The 23,251-nt window shown below is 66.3% G+C and carries 15 protein-coding genes and 3 pseudogenes; 4 read left to right on the plus strand and 14 right to left on the minus strand.

The window, feature by feature from the left end:
• Positions 1-31 precede the first annotated feature (31 nt).
• Positions 32-340 (minus strand): STAS domain-containing protein, encoded by a 309-nt coding sequence (locus V9G04_10435; GenBank protein ID MEI2713683.1) that lies wholly within the window; start codon positions 338-340, stop codon positions 32-34.
• Between the two features lie 179 nt (positions 341-519).
• Between V9G04_10435 and V9G04_10440 the strand changes: the two genes are divergently transcribed.
• Positions 520-1,101 carry a cob(I)yrinic acid a,c-diamide adenosyltransferase gene (locus V9G04_10440; GenBank protein MEI2713684.1) on the plus strand — a complete coding sequence of 194 codons (582 nt, stop codon included), beginning with the start codon at positions 520-522 and terminating at the stop codon, positions 1,099-1,101.
• A gap of 101 nt (positions 1,102-1,202) precedes the next feature.
• Here the strand turns inward: V9G04_10440 and V9G04_10445 are convergent, their stop codons facing one another.
• Genes V9G04_10445 through V9G04_10455 form a run of 3 tightly spaced genes read right to left on the minus strand, consistent with a single transcriptional unit; the run spans position 1,203 to position 8,148 of the window.
• Positions 1,203-1,928, minus strand: coding sequence for a hypothetical protein (locus V9G04_10445; GenBank protein ID MEI2713685.1), 726 nt, complete (start codon positions 1,926-1,928; stop codon positions 1,203-1,205).
• A gap of 9 nt (positions 1,929-1,937) precedes the next feature.
• Positions 1,938-5,276 carry a Swt1 family HEPN domain-containing protein gene (locus V9G04_10450; GenBank protein ID MEI2713686.1) on the minus strand — a complete coding sequence of 1,113 codons (3,339 nt, stop codon included), beginning with the start codon at positions 5,274-5,276 and terminating at the stop codon, positions 1,938-1,940.
• A gap of 1 nt (position 5,277) precedes the next feature.
• Positions 5,278-8,148: a DUF1156 domain-containing protein gene (locus V9G04_10455; protein MEI2713687.1), complete on the minus strand. Its 2,871-nt coding sequence runs from the start codon at positions 8,146-8,148 to the stop codon at positions 5,278-5,280.
• Between the two features lie 196 nt (positions 8,149-8,344).
• Between V9G04_10455 and V9G04_10460 the strand changes: the two genes are divergently transcribed.
• Entirely contained in the window at positions 8,345-9,319 is a 975-nt protein-coding gene (locus V9G04_10460) for an HNH endonuclease (protein ID MEI2713688.1), read from the plus strand.
• Between the two features lie 131 nt (positions 9,320-9,450).
• Positions 9,451-10,842, plus strand: coding sequence for a DUF222 domain-containing protein (locus V9G04_10465; GenBank protein ID MEI2713689.1), 1,392 nt, complete (start codon positions 9,451-9,453; stop codon positions 10,840-10,842).
• On the opposite strand, the pseudogene V9G04_10470 reads toward V9G04_10465, so the two are convergent.
• Both V9G04_10470 and V9G04_10475 read right to left on the minus strand, forming a co-directional pair.
• Positions 10,839-11,937: pseudogene (locus V9G04_10470) on the minus strand (IS630 family transposase). The gene V9G04_10465 and the pseudogene V9G04_10470 overlap by 4 nt on opposite strands.
• A gap of 68 nt (positions 11,938-12,005) precedes the next feature.
• On the minus strand, positions 12,006-15,365 hold the full coding sequence (locus tag V9G04_10475) for a helicase-related protein (protein ID MEI2713690.1): 3,360 nt from the start codon (positions 15,363-15,365) through the stop codon (positions 12,006-12,008).
• A 104-nt stretch (positions 15,366-15,469) separates the two neighbouring features.
• Between V9G04_10475 and V9G04_10480 the strand changes: the two genes are divergently transcribed.
• Entirely contained in the window at positions 15,470-15,769 is a 300-nt protein-coding gene (locus V9G04_10480) for a helix-turn-helix transcriptional regulator (protein MEI2713691.1), read from the plus strand.
• Here the strand turns inward: V9G04_10480 and V9G04_10485 are convergent.
• The 8 genes and pseudogenes from V9G04_10485 to V9G04_10520 form a co-directional block, all read right to left on the minus strand.
• Positions 15,766-16,935 carry an MFS transporter gene (locus tag V9G04_10485; GenBank protein MEI2713692.1) on the minus strand — a complete coding sequence of 390 codons (1,170 nt, stop codon included), beginning with the start codon at positions 16,933-16,935 and terminating at the stop codon, positions 15,766-15,768. The genes V9G04_10480 and V9G04_10485 overlap by 4 nt on opposite strands.
• Entirely contained in the window at positions 16,932-17,372 is a 441-nt protein-coding gene (locus V9G04_10490) for a DUF2550 domain-containing protein (protein ID MEI2713693.1), read from the minus strand. Before V9G04_10490 ends, V9G04_10485 begins: the two co-directional genes overlap by 4 nt.
• 21 nt (positions 17,373-17,393) lie before the next feature.
• A complete protein-coding gene (locus V9G04_10495; GenBank protein ID MEI2713694.1) occupies positions 17,394-17,792 on the minus strand; it encodes a F0F1 ATP synthase subunit epsilon in 399 nt (132 codons plus the stop codon).
• Positions 17,792-19,250, minus strand: a pseudogene (gene atpD / locus V9G04_10500) (F0F1 ATP synthase subunit beta). Before atpD ends, V9G04_10495 begins: the two are co-directional and overlap by 1 nt.
• A 5-nt stretch (positions 19,251-19,255) precedes the next feature.
• Positions 19,256-20,188, minus strand: coding sequence for a F0F1 ATP synthase subunit gamma (locus V9G04_10505; protein ID MEI2713695.1), 933 nt, complete (start codon positions 20,186-20,188; stop codon positions 19,256-19,258).
• Positions 20,189-20,190: 2 nt separating this feature from the next.
• A pseudogene (gene atpA, locus V9G04_10510) lies at positions 20,191-21,833 on the minus strand (F0F1 ATP synthase subunit alpha).
• A gap of 46 nt (positions 21,834-21,879) precedes the next feature.
• Positions 21,880-22,686, minus strand: coding sequence for a F0F1 ATP synthase subunit delta (locus V9G04_10515; GenBank protein MEI2713696.1), 807 nt, complete (start codon positions 22,684-22,686; stop codon positions 21,880-21,882).
• Positions 22,686-23,234, minus strand: a complete 549-nt coding sequence (locus V9G04_10520) for a F0F1 ATP synthase subunit B (protein ID MEI2713697.1) — start codon at positions 23,232-23,234, stop codon at positions 22,686-22,688. The genes V9G04_10515 and V9G04_10520 overlap by 1 nt, the downstream gene beginning before the upstream one ends.
• Positions 23,235-23,251: the final 17 nt, after the last annotated feature.

Here is a 23,251-nt window from a genome sequence, read left to right on the forward strand (position 1 = left end):
ATCGGCTCGGCATGTGGGGTTCTCCACAAGGTCAGGCGGTGGCGATGCGCCGCTCCATGTCGACCGAGCGCGCGAGATGGGCGATGTGCATCAGACGGCGTACGGACGGGCAGCACCCGCGCAAGGTCAGGCGGCGACCCGCGCGTACGGCCTGGCGCGTGGCCACGGCCAGCACCCGGATCGCGGTGATGTCGATGTTGGTCACGTCGGTCATGTCGATCACGACGTCGCGGTCCGAGCCTTCGAGCAGGTCGTAGATCGCGGTGCGCACCTCAAGGGTGCTGCGCACGTCGAAGTCGCCCGAGAGGACCAAAGTGGATCCGTCGGTCAGGATTTCCATACGTCGCCTCGCTCCTGCCGACCCGAATCGGCGGAATGAATGTGGGGGAAGATCACATTTGCTTGCGCTGTCACTCACTATGACGCGTGTCACGTCCATTCGGTTGCCTCCCTAGCGGTGTGTCCTGGCAACTTTGTTGTCACGTGTGCGTTCGGTGGGCAGGGCCGTACGGTGGCCCCATGGTCAATCTGACGCGGATCTATACCCGCACTGGCGACGATGGCAGCACTCGGCTCGGCGACATGAGCCAGACCCGCAAGACCGATCCGCGGTTGGCTGCGTACGCCGACGTGGACGAGGCGAATGCGTCGATCGGAGTGGCTTTGGCGGTGGGCTCGTTGGAGGACGACGTCGCGGCGATCCTCCAGCGGATCCAGAACGAACTCTTCGACGTCGGTGCTGACCTGTCCACGCCGGTCGTGGCGGAACCCGAGTTCCCCCCGCTGCGCGTCGAGCAGGATTACATCGACCGGCTTGAGGGTTGGTGCGACCACTACAACGAGCATCTGCCGAAGTTGCGCTCGTTCATTCTCAACGGTGGCACCGTCGGCGCCGCGCACCTGCACGTGAGTCGTACGGTCGTACGCCGCGCGGAGCGCTCCGCGTGGGCAGCCGTCGAGGAGCACGGCGAGACCGTGAACCCGCTGGCGGTGAAGTATCTGAACCGGCTCTCCGACCTGCTGTTCATCCTGGCGCGGTATGCGAACCGGGCGGTCGGGGACGTCCTGTGGGTGCCCGGCGGGGAGCGCTCGCAGCGGTAGCGGAGAGCGTGAGCCGCCAATTCAGGACAGCGGGGAACGCTCGCAGCGGTAGCGGAGCGCTCGCAGCGGTAGCGGAGAGCGTGAGCCGCGCCCGGGGAGAGTCAGCCGCGCTTGGCCTTCTTCTTGAACTTGGCGAACGGGAACTTCTTGCCCCAGTCGCCGAGTTTGACCTGCTCGTCGATCGAGAAGCTCGCGACGCCTGCCTTGATCTCGACACGCGCCGGCAGACTCGTCTCCGGGTCAACCACGGCCGCGAACTTGTCGACCGTGAGCTGCATGCCCATCACCGGGATCGTCAGCGCGGTCGGGCAGGAGAGCGCCACTCCGCCCTTGACCGCACCGGCGCTCGTCATCGAGGCGCACGGCTGGAGAGCGGCGAGCACGGCGGGGTTGGACAGGCCGCCCTTGATCTGCTCGATCGCCGCTTTCACCTGCTCGACGATCTGGTTGCGCTGCTCGTCGCTGATCTTGTCCCAGCCCTTCGTCTTGCCGGGCACCTTGTAGTAGGCCGCGTTGGGCAGGACCAGGACACGGACGCCCTTGGGCAACTTGGCGAAGGCCTTGAGGCCATCGGCGTACGACACCCAGGCCGTGGCCTTGAGCGTGCCGGTCAATGTGGCCCGCACCGACTTCGCGTCCTTGACCGCCTGGGCGACACACATCGCCAGCGCGACCGTGTCGACCTGGGCGCCGCTGGTCTCGGCACCATTCAGGGCGGTGCAGGTGGCGGCGGATCGCTCGCGTACGGGCAGCGCCTGCGCGGCGGGGGCGATCAGCGCGCCGCCGAGGGCGACGGTGCAAAGGAGAGCAGCAAGACGGGTACGCATGGCGAAATGTTAACCCTCCTCGAAGCCGGACTGGTCAAACTTCAAGGTGTTGGCGTTCTCCGAGATCGTACGGATCTTGGCGTCGTCGAAGCCGCTCGGATGATCGGCCTCGATCTCGACGCGTACGGACACGTGGGCACCCGACGCCACCAGGTGCGAGATCACTTCGTCGGCGATGTTCTTGAAGTCGACTGCGTAGCGCTCGGCATTGAGTTCCTTGGAGCCGAAGAAGCGATCCTTGGTCTTGCGGTGATGGACCCCGGGGTGCTCCGGATCCTCCACGAACCGCTCACCGGCGGGTGACAACGACTGCGTGGGCGCCTCGGCAACCTGGGCTGTCTCGGACTCCAGTTGGCGCTGTGCCGCATCGGGGCGTACGAGCAGCAGTGCGTCGGTGATCGCAGGTGCGGACGTTCCGGTCGAGGGCGTCCACAGCCCGACGTAGCGTCCAGCAGAGGCGTCATACGAGTTCGCCAGCGCGAACGCGTCGGTCTGCCAGAGCAGCGGCATGTCCAGCACTCCGTCGTCGAGCACCTTCCGGTCCCGCAGCCGGGGCATGTAGGGATAGGTGCCGAAGAGCGTCCACAGCGCGCCCAACGACACGTGCCCGTCGGCCCAGATCTGGGGCACACGCTGAATCGCCAGCCGAATGTTGTTGGCGGCCTGACGAGTCGCGAGCACACCGTCATTGCCGAGTTTGCGCGACACCCGCTCGGCCACGGCCGGGCTCTGGCCCTCCACCTTGACCTCGCGGATGGTGAACGGCGAAGTCGGGTCGGGCTGTTCGGGCACCAGCGCCCAGATGAAGGTCTGCAACAGGCGCGACGCAATCGTCTCGTCCGCCTGGGCGCGGCGCTGGGTCGCCTGATTCTTCTGGTTCACGCTGAGGTCGAGTTCGGCCTCGTTCTCCAACACGTGGGTCCACCCGAGGTAGTCGCGCACCGCGTTATCCAGCTCCCCCAACCGGTCTTCGTCCGCAGCCAGGAAGACCAGCATGTTGCGGTTGACGCGATTGGCCGAACCCTTGTGCTCAGTGGCCGCGCGCGCGAACTTCATGGCTTCGGAGTCGGGCGTACGACGCTTGTGCGAGACCTTGGGATGCAAGATCACCAACCGCGCTTCGTCCGTGTCCGGGATGTCGCCGCTGTCGTCGGGGCACACGTGCACGCCGACGAAGTCACCGCGAGTCTTGCTCTGGCCCGAGAGCCGGCTCGCGATCTCAGCCCAGACGTCCTCGCGGTGCAACCGCTCGGCTTGGTCCTTGGCAGTGCGCGTGATGTTGGCCTGGAGGTCGTACCAATACTTGCCCTGACCGGAATAGAAGTACGTCGCCCGATCCGCCAGCGCATTGAGGGCCGAGTGGAAGTTGCCCGGGATGTCGCCGGGGACGGCCGTGCCCAGGAAGACCCGCTGGGTCTCGATGCCCTTGTGCGATGACCCGATGGTCGGCGCGGCCCCGAAGAATACCGTGCGCGCCAGCCGCTTGGTCAAGGCCCGCTGACCGAACGTCGGGCGGCTCTGGTCGATCTGCGCGGGCTGGGAGTTGGGGCCGTCGACGTCGGCGTCGATGACGCTCTTCCATTGGTCTGGCAGGTATTGCACCAACTCGGGATTGACCTTGCCGTGCGCCAGCGGGATGGATGCGGGCATGATCAACGGCGAGGAGTCCTCCCCAAGCCAGAGCGCGTGGATGACCGTGCTCATGAGCCGCAGCACGCCTCTCGTACGTTGGAACCGCTCCAGTGACGACCACTCCTCATAGAGCGTGTCGAAAAGCTCGGGGTGGATCGGATAACTGCGCTTGATGCGGTCTTCGTACGCCGCGTCACGGCTGGTGCTGGGGAAGTCGCCGGTGTGCTTGCGATACATCTCCACGAACGCGCGGGCCGTCTGGTTGATGCTGGCGATCTGAGCGGCGTCGGGCTGCACGAAGAGTCGCTGCTTGACGATGTCGTACGCCTCCGCACTCGACGCTGGTCGCCACTGGTCCGCGACTCGTCTGACCACGTTCTGGAGACGCTTGAGTGCTTCGAGACCGTGAGCGCCACCGACCTCCTCGGCATTGCCGGCCGCGTCTTCGTTGCCGGTCCGGCCCGCCTCACTGGCCGGGATAGAGATAGCCAGCAACACTCCCGGGGTGCCCTTGGCGACCTCGGTCAGTTGTTGGGCGAAGGTGAACTGGTCGTCGAACGTGCCCCCGGCCAGATCGTCGCGCCCAACCAGAGAGCGGGCGTACGCCACCCACTCGTCGATCAGGATCACGGCAGGGGCAAATTGCGCGAGCAGGTCGTGCAGTGCCTTGCCCGGCGGCGTGCGGTCGCGGTCGGCGTTGGCGACGATCTCGTACGCCTCCGCTCCCCCGAGCTGCCATGCCAGCTCGCCCCAGATCGTGTTGACGTGCGTGCCGTCGTCCTTGGTGTCTCCGGCCGGAGAGAAGTGGTTGCCCACGATCGCGACGCGCTTGGCCGGTGTGCCGGGGTAGCCACTCTCCCCCAGCAGCTCCTGCGTCTCCTGCGGGAAATCGCCGAGCGGCAGCCCAGCCGCGACATGCCACAACGCGAGCATCGAGTGGGTCTTGCCGCCACCGAAGTTGGTTTGAAGGTTGATGACCGGAGCCGCATTGGCGTCGCCGCTAAGTCTGCGTACGGCACGACCGATCAAGTCGCGCAAGCCTTCGGTGAGATACGTACGTCGGAAGAACTCGACGGGGTCGGCATAGTCGGCGTCGCCCTCGGTGCCGGTCGCCACCTTGTAGAGGTCGGCCGCGAACTCACTGGCGTGGAAGTTGCCGGTCGCGACGTCGTCGTGGGGCCGCAGCACTTCGCGCCAGGGTCGCAGCCCCGACGACTCGGTCTTGACGACTGCTTCTTGCAACGTCTTCTTGTCGGCCTTGTCGGAGGTGACCCGACGCAGGTTGAGGCGGATGGCGCGCACCTTCTCCGCGGCCGCCGCCTGCTTGACGCCTGCCAGCAGCCGCTCGGCCGTATCTAGGGCGCGATAAGCATCGTCATCGCTGAACGTCCCGCCGTGCGCCCAGTCGTTGCGTACGTCGCGCAACTCGCTGGCGTACGACTGGTGCACCTTGCTCAACTGCCCGTCGAAGGGGAACCAACCGGGCTTGAGTTGATGCGGGATGTTCTCGGTGAGCATGCGCAACTGCAGTGACGGGTCGAGGCGCTCATAACTCTTGCCGGAGATGCCGTTGCGCGCGTCCTTGGCTGCGACCAGGAAGGTCCAGTCCTTGCCCTCCGGGATCTCGGATCCGAGCACCTCAGTGATGAACGAATCCAGTGGCTCGGCAAGTGCGTCGATCATCTGGCCGATGCGGTCTCGGTTGGAGAGTGCCATGTCAGTCGTCCTCGAAGTCGAAGGCATCTTGGGTGCTGCTGGGGCCGCCGTCGGCGCGGCGCATGGCGTCGGTGATGTCGGGCCAACTGGTGGCCAGGCCGTTGAAACTGATCGCGTCCTTGGCCCAGCCGTTCTTCTCCGCGAGTGAGAACAGCAGGAACGCGAGCTCCTTGACGAGGTCGAGTTCGACCGCGCCGTCGGGTCGGCTGGTGGCGTCGTTGAGGAAGTCGCCCGCGGGCGCGATGCCGTCGCGCTCCAGCACCTTGACGGTGTGGTGCAGCGCCTCCCACGTGGAGGTGTGGTCGTCCTCCAGCACGTCGTAGTCCCAGTCGAGATCGGACGGCTTGATCAACTTCACCTTGCCCGCGCGGCTGGTCAGGATCTCATCGCGGTCCATCGTCGCCACGCTCGTGTTGCGTGCCCGCGCCAGGTTGTCGGCCTCACCGAAGGCACCGACGCCATAGCCGTGCTGGCGATACCACGCCACCGCGAACCGGGTGGTCGCGTCGAAGTCGCCCTCCTGCTCGTTGAGCACCTGGTCGAGGATCTCGTTGATTCGGGCCAGCGCCGATCGGACGGTCATCTTGGTGCCGTCGGGTTCGAGCACGGCGCCGTACCTGCTGAACACCGTCATCCCCGGCCCGATTGCCGCCTGCGGCAGGTCGACGGGGGCGATGTGGCCTTGTTGGAGGTCTCGCAGGGCCTCGGGGAGTTCTTGTTGCAGTGCGTCGATGAAACCGCGCCGATCCGTCGTGGGTGCGTCCTCGCGGCGGGGGCGGAGGGATAGGACGATCGAGGAGGCGAGGGCGTTACTGCCAAGACTTCTCATTCGATTGCCGAGTTCGCTCCTGCTGGGCCAGGTTGCCGTGATCACCCAGCCTGCACGAACCATTCCCTCAAGCAGGGTCTCCCAGCCTGACGATGCAGTCCCTGAAGCATCAGAATCGGACTGCTTGAACGCATACCAGACCGTGATCGGGTAGTCCGGATTCGCAGTACCTCTCGCCCTGGCGAAGACCCTGCGGAAGCCGTCCTCGAAGAACTCCTTGGCTCCGTCCTTGCCGTCGTGGCGATAGGGGTTGGCGACAAGCTCTTCCGCTTTCGGTACGAGCAGCGTGCTGAGCAGTTCGGGGTGGATGGGTCGCAGCGAGCGGCGCAACCAGACGTAGAAGAAGTCGGAGAGGTCGGAGTAGCCGATGTTGTCGTAGTACGGCGGGTCGGTGGAGATGACCACCCCTGCATAACTCCTGCTCGAAGCATCCGCTTGAACAGGTCGGGCTAGGGGGCCGCCAGAGTCCTTGATCGCCTTGACGATGCTACCGAGGCTGACCTCGTAGGACCCGGCCGCCTTGCCGAATGGCGGCGCCTCGGCGAAGTCCCACACCATCGGGATTGCTTGGCGCGAGAACAGGTTACGAACCTGCGTCTTCGTGTTCTCCCACCGCGCGAGTCCGTTTGCGATGTCGGCCAGTCGGCTGACGCCCATGCCCAAGTACGTCGCCACCGCGTCGGCGTACGCCTCTGCACCGGAGCCACCGACCTCCAGCCGCTCCCCGGGCTCCGCCCTGGTTTCGAGACGGGCTCGTTCCTCGCCCTCCTCAACCACCGATACACCGGTGGTTGAGGTGCGAGCGCAGCGAGCCTCGAAACCACTCGCCAGCGCATCGGCGAGCACCCGCTCCCGGGCCTCGCTCACCAGGTCGCTGAACGTCGTGAGTGCCGTCAACTGCCGCGGCGTGAACAGGTCGGCCCATTGGCGCAATCCGTACGCCTGGATTCGCAACCCAAGTGCCTGATCAGGGATTTCGCCGGGGGGAATCGACACAGGTCGCGCGACCTCTGCGGCTGATCGTTGCTCGTCATCAGGGGCCAGGTAGACCCGCGAGCGATTGCCTTCAGCAACCGTCGCCATCAGAGAAGCACCCATGCGCCCGGCCTTTGCCTCGGCTCGCACATACTTCAGGTCCACGGCAGCGTCGCAGTTCACGCACACGGCACCAGTGCGCCCCACCGTCCCGTCGGTGTCCGCGCTAGGCGCTGCCGCCACGTCATGCCCGATCTCGAACTTCACCCGCAGCCCACTGGGGTGACTCGAGTCGCCCACCACGCTCGGGACGACGTACGCCTCCTTGCCCTTCTTCTTGCCCAACCACCACGAGCGCACCAGCGGCATCTCGATCCGGCAGGCCGGGTTTGGGCAGGTCACCGTTCGCGCCCAGATCCACGCGATGACGGTTTTCCCGTCCGCGTCGGGATAGAGGTGGCCGATCCGCTGCTGCGCTTCGTCGCGCATCCACGCGCCATAGGCGCGTACGTCCGCCGCCAACCCTTCGGCGCCCTGCCAGGACGAGCGCTCGCCTGCTGCACCCGGGAACACCGGCGGCTGATCGCGGAACTTAGGCGGGATCTCGATCAGCGCCTTGTTGATCAAGACCGCGACCGGGTTGAGGTCGGAGGCGTGTGCCTCCAGGCCGAGCCGCTGCGCCTCCAGGGGGATCGTGCCGCCGCCGGCGAACGGATCGAGGATCGCGGGCGGATTGCCGTCACACGACTTCATGATCTCGGCGCGAGCCTCGGCCAGCAGCCGCTCGTCCCTCACGTTCTCCCAGACGACCAGCCGCTCGATGATGCCGTGGAGTCGTTCACGCTCAACACGTTGGGCTTCCTCGCCCACGAAAATGTCCGGGTGACTGCTCGGGTCATCCACCAGTTGCGCGAACAGCACCGCCCGCGCTGCGGCCAGCGGTCGCCTGGCCCACCACAGATGGAGCGTCGACGGGTGGCCGTGCCGGATCGACTTCTCCCGCGCCGACTCCCGATTGATGACCTCCAGTGGCAACGCCACCTCGATCAGCTTGCGCTTCGGCGCCACGCCTTTGCCTCGCTTTCACCCAACTTGTTGGGCTTCTGGAACCACATGAACGCGCCACCACCGAATTGCGAGCGCAGCGCGAGACACCCAACGTGTTGGGTTTGGGTTCACCCTGTCATGGCCCACCGACAAGCGCAGCCGGACCTGCCCAATCAGTTGAGCGGACCTAAATAGCTTCTCGCCTTAGCGTTCGGTCATGGCCGACGCGGACCGGGCGTACGTCTATCCCACTGACCGGAAGTGGTCAGCCTTCCTGCGCGCCCGGCCTCACCTGACCGAGGTGAACTTCTGGACGCCTTCGGGCGCGTCCTTCAAGAGCTTGGAACGCAATCAAAGGTTCCTGTTCAAGGCCAAGGAGGCCGATGGCGGTCAACTCATCGGCGGTGGACTGTTCAGCCACTTCACGAAAGCAACCGTCTCGATGGCCTGGCGCGCGTTTGGGGAGGGCAACGGCGTGGCTTCCTCACGCGAGTTGCTGGACGCGGTGAATCACTACCGACGCAGGCACGGTCACCCGGACTCCCCCGACCCCGAGATCGGCTGCGTGATCCTGCACGGAGCCTTCTTCGCCCCGGATGAGGGACGCGTACAGCCACCGGTGGACTACCGGGCAGCCGGAGCTACGCGCGGACGCAAGTACTCACCCGTCGACGTGGGCTGGGCCCAAGTCGAGGCTTCGTTCGACTACCTCGCCCGCAACGCCGGCGCCGATGTCCGCCCTGACGCCGATCCTGATCTGGTGTCGTGGATCGGGGGCGCCACCATGAGCGAACTGCGCGAAACCACGCGGCGGCACCGTCTGGGGCAGGGCGAGTTCCGAGTGCGAGTGGCTTCCAACTACACCAACCGGTGCGCGATCACGGGCAATCGTGTGACGCTCACGTTGGATGCGGCGCACATCAAGGCGATCGAGGATGGCGGGGAGCACCGCTTGGATAACGGACTCCTATTGCGCACGGATGTCCATCGTCTCTTCGACGCTGGCTATCTGGGCATCGACACCGATCATCGACTGCGCGTGAGCAAGCGCCTGCGCGATGACTTCGGCAATGGCCAGGAGTTCTATGACCGCAACCACCTTGAGCTGGCTGTGCTCCCAACCCGGGCGGCAGATCAGCCCAACCGCGAGTTCCTGGAGTGGCATATGGACTCGCGCTTCAAGTCGGCCTAACGGGCGCCCTCGGCCGCTGGTTTCGGGTGAAAACGCCACTTACTCTCCACAGGCGCGTCGAAAACGTGCGCTTTCCACAGGCCGCTCTGGTGTCACCACAAATGTCGGTGGTCAGTCATAGAGTCGAACGCATGTTCACCAGACTCCAGGCGCAGCACCGCCGATCACGGCCAGTCACCGAGGCCGCGCTCGACATCGCGATGCTGCGCCTGGAAGTCACGGCGGTCGCTCCCGGCCATCGGGCGCGCGACCTAGTGGATCAGATCGATGAGTTGGAGCGGCTCAAGGCGAGCATCGCAGCGAAGCAGGCGAGACTGACCCTCGACCTTCATGACATCCGCCAGCACGAGCATGACGAGCGCCAGCTCCGCGATGACCCCGCGCTCCCCCGCCGGACGCCCAATCCCGACGCGAGCACAGGTCGCGAGATTGGCCTGGCCCGGCGCGAGTCGCCTTACGAGGGCCGGCGCGAGCTCAACGTGGCGCGCGCACTCCTGCACGACCTGCCGCTGACGCTCGCCGCGCTCGAACGCGGCCACCTCAACGAGCGACGCGCGGAGATCATTGCCACCGAGACCAGCCATCTCCGCCACGAGTTGCGCCGGCAAACCGACCGGATGCTGCATGAGCAGTACGACGGCACCTTTGACGGAGTCGGCAACGCGGAGTTGCGCAACTCCACCCGGCGTCTGGCGATCAAGCTCGACGAAGAGGGCTACCTAGCGCGGCGTGAGCGAGCCCTCTCCCAGCGTCATGTCACGACCCGCCCGCTGCGTGACGGCGTGAGCCAGATCAGTGCCATTGTCGACTCCTTGAGCGTCCCCGCGATCATGGAGTCGCTTCGGGAGTCCGCTGATGCTGAGTTGGCTGACGATGCCCGCTCCGACGCCGAACAGCGGACGCGGACACAGGTGATGGCCGACCTCTTCGTCGAACGTCTCGGCGGCTCCTTGTTCACCCGCCGCGTGCCCGTGGCACTCAAACTCCTCGTTGGTGCCGAGACGTTGCTCGGCGAATGCACGGAGCCGGGCTATCTGATGGGGTCGGGGTTCATCCCAGCGTCGGTGGCACGCCGGCTGGTCGCGCATGGCGTCAACGCCCTGACCTCCAGCATCCAGCGACTCTTCCAAGCACCCGGCGATGGAGCGATCGTGGCGATGGAAAGCCGCTCAAGCCTCTATCAACACAGTCTCGGAGAGTTCATCGCCCTGCGCGACCGAGAGTGCCGTACGCCCTATTGCAACGCCCCCATCCGGCACAAGGACCACATAGTCTCGCGCGCGCAAGGCGGCAAGACCACCGATGTCAACGGTCAGGGCCTGTGCGCGGGATGCAACTACGCCAAGGAGTCCCCGGGATGGCAGCACCAGGTGGTGCCCGGTGACCTGACCGACCCCCACGAGGTCGAGGTGCGGACTCCGACAGGCCACCGACATCGCAGCCGGGCCCCATCCCCGCCTGCGAGATTAGAGCCACCGACCCCGCTGGAGTTGGACATCACGCGACTGGTCCTCGTGCGCTAGTGCCGCGGATTTGAAGTTGTTGGACGGTTGGCCTTCGCCAGGATCTGATCGGCGGTCTTGGTCCACACGAACGGATGCGCTCTTTCGTGCCAGCCGTCGATGAAGGCGCGGATCTTGGCGTTGAGGTCCTTGACCGACTTGAACACCCCGCGGCGGATCGCCTGCCGCTCGACGATGCCGAACCAGACCTCGACCAGGTTCATCCAGGAGGCATGGGTCGGGGTGAAGTGCACGACGAAGCGCGGGTTGTCGGCCAGCCAGGTCTTCACGTTCAGGTGCTTGTGCGCGGCGTAGTTGTCCATCACCAAGTGCAGCTCGACCGGCTGCCCGTCGGCGTCGCGGACGTCGCGGTAGGCCCGCTCGATCTGCTTGAGGAACGCCAAGAACTCTTGATGACGATGGCGCGGCTTGAGCGCCGCGGTGACCTGCCCGGTCGCGATGTCGAGCGCTGCGAACAGCGTGGTGGTGCCATGCCGGTAGTAGTCGTGCGACCTGCGCTCGACCTTGCCCGGTTGCATCGGCAAGATCGGGACCGTCCTGTCCAGCGCCTGGATCTGGGACTTCTCGTCCACGCACAGCACGATCGCGTTCTCCGGCGGCGCCAGGTACAGCCCGCAGATGTCGGTCACCTTCCCGACCAGCTCGGGGTCGGTGGAGAACCGGAACGACTCCGCCTTCCACGGCTTGACGCCGTAGGCCGACCAGGCTCGGGCGACCGACTTGTGGGAGATCTTCAGCCGGTTGGCCAGCAGCCGGGTGGACCAGTGCGTGACACCGAGTTTCTTCGGTGGCGGCTTCAACGTCTCGGCCACGATCGCCCGGTGATCGAGCTCCCCGCGGACGTCCCGAACGCGGAGCATCTGCCAGCCCCGCCAGTCCCTTGGACTGGTAGCGATCCCGCCAGCCCAGCACCGTGGTCACCGTCGCACCGACCAACTCCGCGATCCGCGTATTCGCCACCCCGTCGGCCGCGAGCAACACGATCCGCGCCCGCTTCGCCGCCGACGCCGGCACCGTCGAAGCCCGGGCCCACCGCTCAAGCTCCTCGCGATCGCCTGGACGCAGAACCAATGCAGGAGCAGGACGATTCGCCATGCCTCATGATTTCAGATCCCAACTATCTAGGAACTTACGACACGCGGCACTAGCTCACGTACCCAGGATCAGTGCGGGGCGGAGCCGCGCGCCCACGTCTTCGCCCAGTTGCCGCGTACGCCCTCGGCCGCGAAGTCGCCCATCGACATGTCCCGGAATGGATCATCGACATAGCGCAGCTCGTCGTGCTCGGGCCCGCGCGGGTCTACGCGGACCAGTGCCAGGCGATAGTGCGGCGTGGCGTTCTGCCCGAAACGCACCTCGGAATGGGTCACGAAGAAGTCTTCGGCCCCGTCAATGCGCGCCTTGACCTCCAAGAAGACCAGCGGCTCGTCGCCGGATGCCGAACGCACATCGAAGCCCTTGTTGTTGTGTGCCATCTCCTCCGGTTCGCGGCCCAACGCCCGCTCGGCAGCGAGCACGGCGTCGACGCCTCGACGTTCGACCTCCTGGGTTTCGACCGCGTGCATCGGTGAGACAGCCGCGACTTCGTCGGAGTGCGCGGCGAATGGCAACACCAGCGCGGCCGCGACGATGCGAGGCGGCTTGGTGGAAAGCCGGCCTTGCTTGTCGAGCTCAGCGAGCCGGGCGTCCAGTCGCTGTTCGAGCTCGAGCCGTTTGCGGGTCAACGACTCAGAACCTTCGCGGACCCGCAAACCGCGTAACTCGCGATCTTGTGCAGCCATCGCCTCCCCCGCGAGTCGATTGATCTCCTGATTCATCCGAGCAGCGACTTGGGTACGCAGTCGCGACACCTCTGCTCCACGCCCCACGCTCACGTCGTGCAGGAACTCCGGCAACCGATGCGCCACCAGCCAGTCCTGCCCGAGCCGCTCCACTCCCGCGAGCCATCGCATCCCAGCAGCCGCAGCAGCGCCACCCGGAGCAGCCACACAGTCCAGGCACGGGGCGGGGCCGGCGTCACGGACGGCTCCTGCCTCGTTGACGTAGGCATAACTGAAGCGTTTGGCGATGCTCTCCCCCGTCGCGTCGGCGATCTCCTCGATCACGCCGACCAACACCTCCGGCTCGGTCACCTTGGTCGAGATCAACACCGAGCCCCGCTCCAAGGAGTCACCCCAGCGCGACAGCGCCACCTCGAGCACAGCGTCATGCAGCGGATGTCCGGGCGCGATCAGTTCGGCGCGAGAGAGTTCCGCGCCTTCGACTCGATCGAGTTCGAAGGTGATCCGTTCATAGCGTGTCGGCACCGGCCCACGGGCCTCGTGACGGACCTCGGCGGGCACCTGGGTGATCTCCCAGCGCCCGGCTTCGCGGCGCGACATCCGACCGCCCAACCGCTTGAACGCCTCACCGAACGCGTCGGCGATGAAGTGCGGCTGGAGCCTCATGGCCCGCGCCTCCTCCATCCGTCTGCGCAACTGCGCAACGGTAGCGGTGGTCATGGCATTGTGCGCGAGTCCTCGTTCCGCAATCAGTTCGCGCAATCCGTCGGACACCCGATCGTCGATGACCTGGTGCATCCGAGCACGAGTCTCCGGTAACCCGCCGTAGCGCACCGCCTCCATGAGCAGGCTGCGCAGAGGCGTGTTCTCGAAGGCGGCGCCCAGCACATCGAAGACCTTGCCGCCGTAGGCCTTGCGCTGCTCCTCGATCTTGTCCAGCAGACGCGCGAAGACCTCACCTTCGCGGGTATTGGTGGCGACGAGATTCCACAGCCGGCACACCTCGAGCTGCCCGATCCGGTGGATGCGACCGAACCTCTGCTCGATGCGGTTGGGATTCCACGGCAGGTCGTAGTTGACCATCAGGTGCGCGGCCTGGAGGTTGAGCCCTTCTCCTGCGGCGTCGGTGGCGAGCAGCACGCGTACGCCGCGGTTGTGGGTGAACTCCTCCGTGATCTCACGGCGCATGGAGCGCCGCACGCCACCATGGATGGCCACCACCGCCTCGGGACGCCCCAGATAGCTGGTGATGCGTCGGTGCAGATAGTCGAGGGTGTCCCGGTGCTCGGTGAAGACGATCAGTTTGTCGACGCCGTGCTCTTCCAGGATGGAACGAAGCTCGGTCCACTTGCGGTCGGTGTCCTGACCGCGTACGCGGGCCGCGGTCCGGATCAGCCTGCGCAACGCGACCAACTCGGTGTCGAGTTCCTCGACCGTGCGCGCCGCCGTCGCCGCATCGACGAGTTCGTCCTCGAGTTGCTCGATGTCGTCAGCAGCCCATTCGTCGGCGTCAGCGAGGGCGGAGGCGTCGATATCGTCGTCGCGTACGCCGACCCCGCGACTGAGGTCGTCTCGCCGCTTCTCCAATCGGGCGGCGCGACGGTTGAGCGACTGATAGATCGCCTCGGGGCTGGAAGCCAGGCGCCGCTGCAGCACCGTGAGCGCGAAGCCGACCGTGTTGCGTCGCAACTTGTTGTCGAGAGCGTCCGCTCGGTTCATCTCGTTGCGGACATACTCCGTGACCTCGTCATAGAGCAGGATCTCGTCACCGACGAGTTCATAGGGCAGCGTCTCGGCGATCCGTTCGGGGAAGAGGGGCTTGCCCTCGAACGTCAGCAGGTCCTCCTTGATAGCGCGCCCCATCACCGGCTCGGCGTCGATCACGGTGCTGCCGCGACGGAACTTGCCTTCGAACAGATCGCGATCGAGCAGGGAAAGGAAGAGTTGGAAGTCCTCGTCCTTGCCCGCGTGCGGAGTCGCGGTCATCAGGAGGAAGTGCCGCGTACGCTGCCCGAGCACCTCGCCCAGTTGGAACCTCAGACTCTTCTTGACCTCGCTGCTGAACGCATTGGCCGACATCCGGTGCGCCTCGTCGACGATCACCAGATCCCACTCGCACTCGCCGAGATGGGTCATCAGTTCCTCGTTGCGCGCCACCTGGTCCATCCGGACGATCAGGCGATTGTGAGCCTCGAAGACCGAACGACCCAACGCCGCCTCCGCGCCGGCCGCGGTCAGGATCGCGAACTCCAGCCCGAACTTGAACCACAACTCGTCCTGCCACTGGTCGACCAGCCCGCCGGGCACCACGACCAGGCAGCGGCGCACGTCTTCTCGCAGCATCAACTCCTTGATGAACAGTCCCGCCATGATCGTCTTGCCCGCGCCCGGGTCGTGCGCCAGCAGATACCGCAGCGGGGATCGGGGCAGCATCTCCTCATAGACCGCGCGGATCTGGTGCGGCAGCGGGCGTACGTCACTGGTCGCCACGGCCAGCATCGGATCGTGCAGCCCCGCCAGTCGGATCCGCTGAGCCTCGGCTGCCAGACGGAAGTCGTGCGCGGGAGCGTCGAACGGCCGTGCATTCGCGGTCGCGTTCGCAAGAGTCTGCTCGCTGTCGCGATACACGATCTGGCGGCCAAGATCGCCCGTCGCCGACTCGTACGTCAACGAAACCGCATCGGGACCATGCCACGCCACGGCGAGCACGTTGACCACCTCGCCGGGGACGATCCCGGCCACCGAGAGACCCTGTCCAAGTTCTTCTAGACGCACGCGGCCATCGTGCCCGACATTGCCCAACTTGTTGTGCGGACTCGGGCATCGCTGCCCAGCAGATTGGGCGGGTGCCCGAACGTCGAGTCTCCGAGGACTACTTGCGGGCATCTCGACTGCTCGGCATGAAAGTGCGCGCCGCGCGCGAGTCGATGGGGCTGACCCAGGAACAATTGCACGATCTGACCGGCATCAGCCGCAATCAGATCCAGAACATCGAGCACAGCCGCAACAACAGTCGCGACTCCAAAAGTGGCCGTCCGGGTCCTGGCAATGCCCGACTCGACACGATCTTCCTGCTGGCCGAGGCGCTGAAGGTCGAGGTCACCTACTTGATCGACCCCACACAGCCGATCCGCGACGCCCGCTAACCCCGTTGCGGCTCCCGGGCCGCGAAGATCGCCAACGTCGAGGGCACCAGGAAGATAGCCACGAACAGCAGCGCCTTCAGCGTGCCGGTGTGGTCGGCGATGTAGCCGACCACCGGAGGGCCGGCGAGGAACGCGCCGTACCCGATCGTGGAGACCACGCTCACCCGTGCGGCCGAGCGCTTGGGGTCGTCGGCGGCGGCACTCATACCGACGGGGAAGCCGAGCGAGGCGCCCAGGCCCCACAGCAGAATGCCTGCGATCACGAACACCGGCCCGGTGCCGAAGACGATCAGCATCAGGCCCGCGATCGCGCTCACGGCGGTGACGAGCAGGACCCGGACGCGACCGTACGCGTTGAGCGCCGAGGTGCCGACCAGACGCCCGAGCGTCATCGCGGTCACGAAGGCCGCGTAGCCGAGTACGCCGACCGCCTTGCTCACGTCGTGGCCGTCGACCAGTGCCAGGGCCAGCCAGTCGTTCGCGGCGCCCTCGGTGAGGGCGAAGGCCAGCACCATCAGCCCGATGACCAGCGTGCGCGGCTCGCGCCATGCCGTCCAGACCGACGGACCGGACGCCTCTTCCTCTGCGTCGGTGTGGCCGGGGATGAAACTGCGTACGCCCCACAGGATCAACGCGAGGCCCACGAGCACCACCCCACCGAGGTGCAGGATCATCGGGACGTCGAGCGCGACGAGACCGGCACCGATACCACCACCGGCGACCGTGCCGAGCGAGAAGGCGGCATGGAAACGCGGCATGATCGCGCGATCGAGTTCCTGCTCGACCGCGACGCCTTCGACGTTCATCGCGACATCCCACGAGGCGGTGCCGGCTCCGTAGAGGAACGCACCGAGACTGGTGACGACCACCGAGGTGAGCAGCGACCCACCGGTCGCCAACAGCATCATCGCGATGGTCACGGCGACGGCTCCGGCGACGACGACACGGGCGGTGCCGAAACGTGAGATCAGCGCACCCGTGGTGGGCAACGCGAGCAGCGAGCCCAGGGCCAGAGCCAACAACAGCGTGCCCAGCTCGCCGTTGCTCAGCGAGAGGTCCTCACGCACCTGCGGGATCCGCGACACCCAGGAGGCGAAAGCGAATCCGTTGAGGAAGAAGGCGAGAGCGGTGGCGTTGCGAGCAGCGGTGGCGGAGAACCCGCTCACAGGTTCATCACGGGACCCGGCGGGCCTGCCTCCAGCCACGCCTGGAAGCCGGTCAGGGAAGACTCGGTCATCGCCAGCTCCAGAGGTTCGGAAGAGTAGGTACAGGCTACGACGACGTGGTCTGCGTACAAGGACATGCGCTCAGGTCCGGCAGGTTCGCGACGCCCTGCGTACGCCAGCATGTTGCGCTGCCACACCACCTTGGGGCGCGGCGACAGCGAGAAGACACGGAACCATTCGAGCCGGTCACCGTCGTAGCGGCCGATGCCCAGCAACCAGCCGCGCCCGTCCTTGTCGGAACGGGCGCGGTAGGAGAGCTCGAAGGCTCCGCCTGGTCGGGTGAGCAGGCGGCGGCGAAGGATCAGGGCGAGGCCGAAGGCCAGCAGAAGGAAGAGCAGGACGCCGACGGCGTCAAGGATCAACTCCCACAGCGGCAACGTCCCACCCCTCTCGGCCGATCAGACTCGCTCGGCGGCGCGGATCCGCGCTTCGGCCAGTCGCAGTGCCTCTTGCGCCTCGTCGTCGCCCTCACCGGCGGCCTGAGCACGCTCCAGGTCCTTGCGCGCCTTCTCCAGGTCGATGTCGTGGGACGCCTCGGCGTACTCCGCGAGCACGGACACCCGGTTATGCGCGACGGACAAGAACCCGGCGCTGACCGCGGCCACCCACGTCTCACCCTCGACGGTCTGCACGTCGACGACACCGTCGATGAGCAGCGAGAGGATCGGCGCGTGGCCGGGCAGGATGCCGACGTCACCCTCGGTGGTGCGGGCGATGACCATCGTGGCCTCGCCCGACCACACGAGCTTGTCGGCCGAGACGACCTCGACCTGAAGGATCTTGTCGGAGTCGGCCATCAGAGGTTCTTCTGGATGTCAGCCCACTTCTGCTCGACGTCGTCCAGACCGCCGCACATGAAGAAGGCCTGCTCGGCCACGTGGTCGTACTCGCCGTCCGCGATCTTGTTGAACGCCTCGATCGTGTCGGCGACGGGCACCGTCGAACCCTCGATGCCGGTGAACTGCTTGGCGACGTAGGTGTTCTGCGACAAGAACCGCTGGATCCGGCGCGCCCGGTGCACGATGAGCTTGTCCTCTTCGGAGAGCTCGTCGACACCGAGGATCGCGATGATGTCCTGGAGTTCCTTGTTGCGCTGCAGGATCTGCTTGACGCGGATCGCGCAGTCGTAGTGCTCCCGGCCGACATACTGCGGGTCGAGGATCCGCGAGGTAGAGGTCAGCGGGTCCACGGCCGGGTAGATACCCAGCGACGCGATCTCACGCGAGAGCTCCCGTGGTCGCGTCGAGGTGCGCGAACGTGGTGGCAGGAGCCGGGTCGGTGTAGTCGTCCGCGGGGACGTAGATCGCCTGCAGCGACGTGATCGAGTGACCACGCGTCGAGGTGATGCGCTCCTGGAGCTGGCCCATCTCGTCGGCCAGGTTGGGCTGGTAGCCCACGGCGGAAGGCATCCGGCCCAGCAGCGTGGAGACCTCGGAACCGGCCTGCGTGAAGCGGAAGATGTTGTCGATGAACAACAGCACGTCCTGCTTCTGCACGTCGCGGAAGTACTCCGCCATCGTCAGCGCAGCCAGCGCGACGCGAAGACGCGTGCCGGGCGGCTCGTCCATCTGACCGAAGACAAGCGCGGTCTGGCCGATGACGCCGGCCTCTTCCATTTCGGCGATCAGGTCGTTGCCCTCACGGGTGCGCTCGCCGACACCGGCGAACACCGACACACCGCCGTGGTCGCGCGCCACGCGGGCGATCATCTCCTGGATCAGCACGGTCTTGCCGACACCGGCACCACCGAACAGGCCGATCTTTCCACCCTGCACGTACGGGGTCAGCAGGTCGATGACCTTGATGCCGGTCTCGAACATCTGGGTCTTGGACTCCAGTTGGTCGAACGAGGGCGCCTTGCGGTGGATGCCCCAGCGCTCCTTGACCTCCAGCGTCTCGCCCTCTTCGAGGTTGAGGCAGTCGCCGGTGGTGTTGAAGACGTGACCCAGCGTGATGTCGCCGACGGGCACGCTGATCGGGCCGCCGGTGTCGGTCACCGTGGCGCCGCGCACCAGGCCGTCGGTCGGCTTCATCGAGATCGCGCGGACCATGCCGTCACCGATGTGCTGCGCGACCTCGAGGGTGATCTCGTGCGACTCACCGCCGAGTTCGAACTTCACCTTGAGGGCGTTGTAGATCTCCGGCATGGCGTCGGAGGGGAACTCGATGTCCACCACCGGGCCGATGACGCGGGAGATGCGGCCCACGCCGCCCGAGGCACCCTCGGTCTTGGTCTCTTCAATCGTTGCAGTCATGTCTCTCACTCATTCCCTGCGGAGGAGTCGGCCAGCGCGTTCACGCCACCGACGATCTCGCTGATTTCCTGGGTAATGCCGGCCTGGCGGGCCTGGTTGGCGATTCGCTTGTACTTCTTGATGAGCTCGTCGGCGTTGTCCGTCGCGGACTTCATCGCCTTCTGGCGAGCGGCCAGCTCGGAAGCCGCCGCCTGCAGCAGGCTGAAGAAGATGCGCGACTGGACGTACTTGGGCAGCAACGAGTCGAGGACGTCGGCGGGCGACGGCTCGAACTCGTACAGCGGCAGCAGCTCGGACGAGTCCGGCTTCTCCTCGCCCTCCACGACCTCCAGCGGCAGCAGGCGTACGGCGGTCGGCTCCTGCAGCAGCATGGAGCGGAACCGCGTGTAGACCACGTGGACCTCGTCGACCGCGGGAGCGACCTCGACGTCGTTGGGCGTGTGCTCGCCGGCCAAGAACGCCTCGATCAGCGTCTTGCCGATGTCGGCGGCCACGTCGTACGTCGGCTGGTCGGAGAAGCCCGTCCAACTCTGCACCACCTTGCGCTGGCGAAACTTCATGTACGCCTCGCCCTTGCGGCCGGTGACGTAGAGGTCGACGTCCTTGCCCTCCTCCTTGAGGCGCTCAATGAGGCGCTCGGCCTCCTTGATCACGTTGGAGGAGTACGCCCCCGCGAGACCGCGGTCGGATGTCACCAGCAGCACGGCCGCACGGTCCGGGCTCTCCGGCTCCGTGGTCAGCGCGTGGTCGACGTTGGAGAACGTCGCCACGGCGGACACGGCTCGGGTGAGCTCCCGGGCGTACGGCGCGGCGGCCTGAGCCCGCTGCTGCGCCTTGATGATGCGCGACGCAGCGATGAGCTCCATGGCGCGCGTGATCTTCTTCATCGACTCGGTCGATCGGATCCGCGCGCGATACTCACGCAGCGATACGGCCACGGTCAGCCCCGCTTCTGCTTGACGATCTGCTCCTGCTCGAGCTCGTCGTCTTCCATCGCCTCGTGCTCTTCCTTGCCGACCTTGAGCGGCTGGCCGTCGGAGGTCTCGAACTGCTTGAGGAACTCGTCGTACGCCCGCTCCAACTCTTCCTCGCCCGATTCTTCGAGACTTGGTGGTCTCACGGATGCCGCTGAGGATGCCCTCGTGGCTGCGGCGCAGGAAGTCGAGGAACTCGTGCTCGAAACGGAGCACGTCCTCGGTGGGCACCCGGTCGAGGCGACCGGTGGTGCCCAGCCACAGCGAGGCAGTCATCTCATCCAGCGGGTACGGCGAGTACTGCGGCTGCTTGAGCAGCGCCATCAGGCGCTGACCGCGGTCGAGTTGCTGGCGCGACGCCGCGTCGAGGTCGGAGGCGAACATCGCGAACGCCTCCATCGCGCGGAACTGCGCCAGGTCGACCTTGAGCGAACCGGTCACGGCCTTCATCGCCTTGGTCATCGCCGCACCACCCACGCGCGACACCGAGATGCCGACGTCGATCGCGGGCCGCTGGTTGGCGGCGAACAGGTCCGACTGCAAGAAGATCTGGCCGTCGGTGATCGAGATGACGTTGGTCGGGATGAACGCCGAGACGTCGTTGGCCTTGGTCTCGATGATCGGCAGACCCGTCATCGAGCCGGCGCCCATGTCGTCGGAGAGCTTCGCGCACCGCTCCAGCAGGCGCGAGTGCAGGTAGAAGACGTCACCGGGGTACGCCTCGCGGCCCGGCGGGCGACGCAGCAGCAGCGACACGGCACGGTAGGCCTCGGCCTGCTTGGTCAGGTCGTCGAACACGATCAGGACGTGCTTGCCGTCGTACATCCAGTGTTGGCCGATGGCCGAGCCGGTGTAGGGCGCGAGGTACTTGAACCCGGCAGAGTCGGACGCGGGGGCCGCGACGATCGTGGTGTATTCGAGCGCACCGGCCTCTTCGAGGGCGCCACGCACCGAGGCGATGGTCGAGCCCTTCTGCCCGATCGCGACATAGATGCAGCGGACCTGCTTGGACGGGTCACCCGAGTCCCAGTTCTGCTTCTGGTTCATGATCGTGTCGATCGCGATCGTGGTCTTGCCGGTCGCGCGGTCACCGATGATCAGCTGACGCTGGCCACGGCCGATCGGGGTCATCGAGTCGATGGCCTTGATGCCGGTCGCGAGCGGCTCGTGCACCGACTTGCGCTGCACCACCGTGGGCGCCTGGAGCTTCCAGCGCCCGGCGCTCGGAGCTCTCGATCTCGCCGAGGCCGTCGATCGGGTTGCCGAGCGGGTCGACGACGCGACCGAGGTAGGCGTCGCCCACGGGAACCGAGAGGATCTCGCCCGTACGGCGTACGGTCTGGCCTTCTTCGATCTTCTCGAAGTCACCCAGGACCACGACGCCGATCTCGCGGGTGTCGAGGTTCAGCGCGATGCCGAGGGTGCCGTCTTCGAACTCCAGCAGCTCGTTGGCCATGGCCGACGGGAGACCGGAAACTCGCGCGATGCCGTCCGCGGCCTCGGCGACAGTGCCGACCTCTTCCTTGCTCGCGGTCTCGGGCTTGTAGTCCGACACGAAACGCTGCAGCGCGTCACGGATCTCGTCCGGACGGATGGACAGCTCCGTCATTTCATCTCACCTGTTCTTTGGGGTCTGCTGAAGTTGATGGTTGGGGTCAGCCGGCGAGCTTGCGCTTGGCGGCGTCAAGGCGACTGGAGACCGTGCCGTCGATGACGTCGTCACCGATCTCGACGCGGATGCCACCGATGACCTCGGGGTCGACGACGACGTTGAGGTGCACGCTGCGGTCGTACTGACGCGCCAGCGCCGAACGCAGCCGCTCGGTGTCGGCGTCCGAGAGCGGCTTGGCCACCCGTACGGTCGCCACACCCTGGCCGTGGACCTCTGCCGCGACCTTCTGATAGGTCGTAAGCGCCACGCCGACAGTGCGGTAGGTGCCGGCCAGCGACTGCTTGGCCAAGGTCACCGTCGCAGGCAGAGCCTTGCCTGCCAGCAGGCCTTCGACCAGGCCCGCCTTGTCGGCGACCGAGCGAGCCGGGTTGGACAGGGCGTCGCGCAACTCGGGGCTGTGCTGGACGACCTGGCCGAACTCGAAGAGTTCGTCGGAGAGCCGCTCGGTGTCGGCACCGGCAGACTTGACGACCGCGATCTCGGAAAGGTGCTCCAGCACGTCACCCAGATCACGGGTCGCGGTCCACCGCTGACCGAACGCCTTCTCGATCACCTGCAGCGCAGCCTCGTCGACCTTGCCGGCGAAGAGCTGGCGGGCCAGGTCACGCTTGGCATCGGCCGCGACCGACACGTCGGTCGCCACCCGTCGCAGCGCCGGCTCACCGCGCAGCAACTGCGACACGGTGAAGAGGTCGTCCCCGACGCGGGCTGCGTCGGAGCCGGCCAGTGCACCGTCCAACTCGCCGCGCAGCGCGGCGAGAGAGTCGGCGGAGGCACCTCGAAAAGACATCAGTTGACGCTCCCGGCGGTGTTGCCCGACTCCAACTCGGCGAGGAAGCGCTCGACCACGCGGCTCTGGCGAGCCTCGTCGTCCAGGCTCTCCCCGACGATGCGACCGGCAAGACCGGTCGCCAGCGTGCCGACCTCGGCGCGCAGCGACGTGACCGCCTGCTGACGCTCCGCCTCGATCTGCGCCTTGCCGTGCTCGACGATGCGCGCGGACTCGGCTTGGGCCTGGTCACGCATCTCGGCGACGATCTGAGCACCCTGCTCACGTGCTTCCTCACGGATGCGCGCGGCCTCGTGCCGGGCCTCACCGAGCTGCTTCTCCAACTCGGCCAGCTTGGCGTCGGCCTCGGCCTGCTTGGTCTCGGCCGCGGCCAGGCCGCCCTCGATGGCAGCCGTCCGCTCGGCGAACGTCTTCTCGAAGTTGGGCACGACCCACTTCGCGACCGCGAAGTAGAGCAGGCCGAACACGACCAGCGAGAGGATGATCTCGATGGTGTGCGGGATGAGCGGGTTGAGCTCGCCCGCCGCCATCACAGTCGGACTCGTCATGAGTGGTCCTTTGGCGT

This window comes from Nocardioides sp. (assembly GCA_037045645.1).
Lineage (GTDB): Bacteria > Actinomycetota > Actinomycetes > Propionibacteriales > Nocardioidaceae > Nocardioides.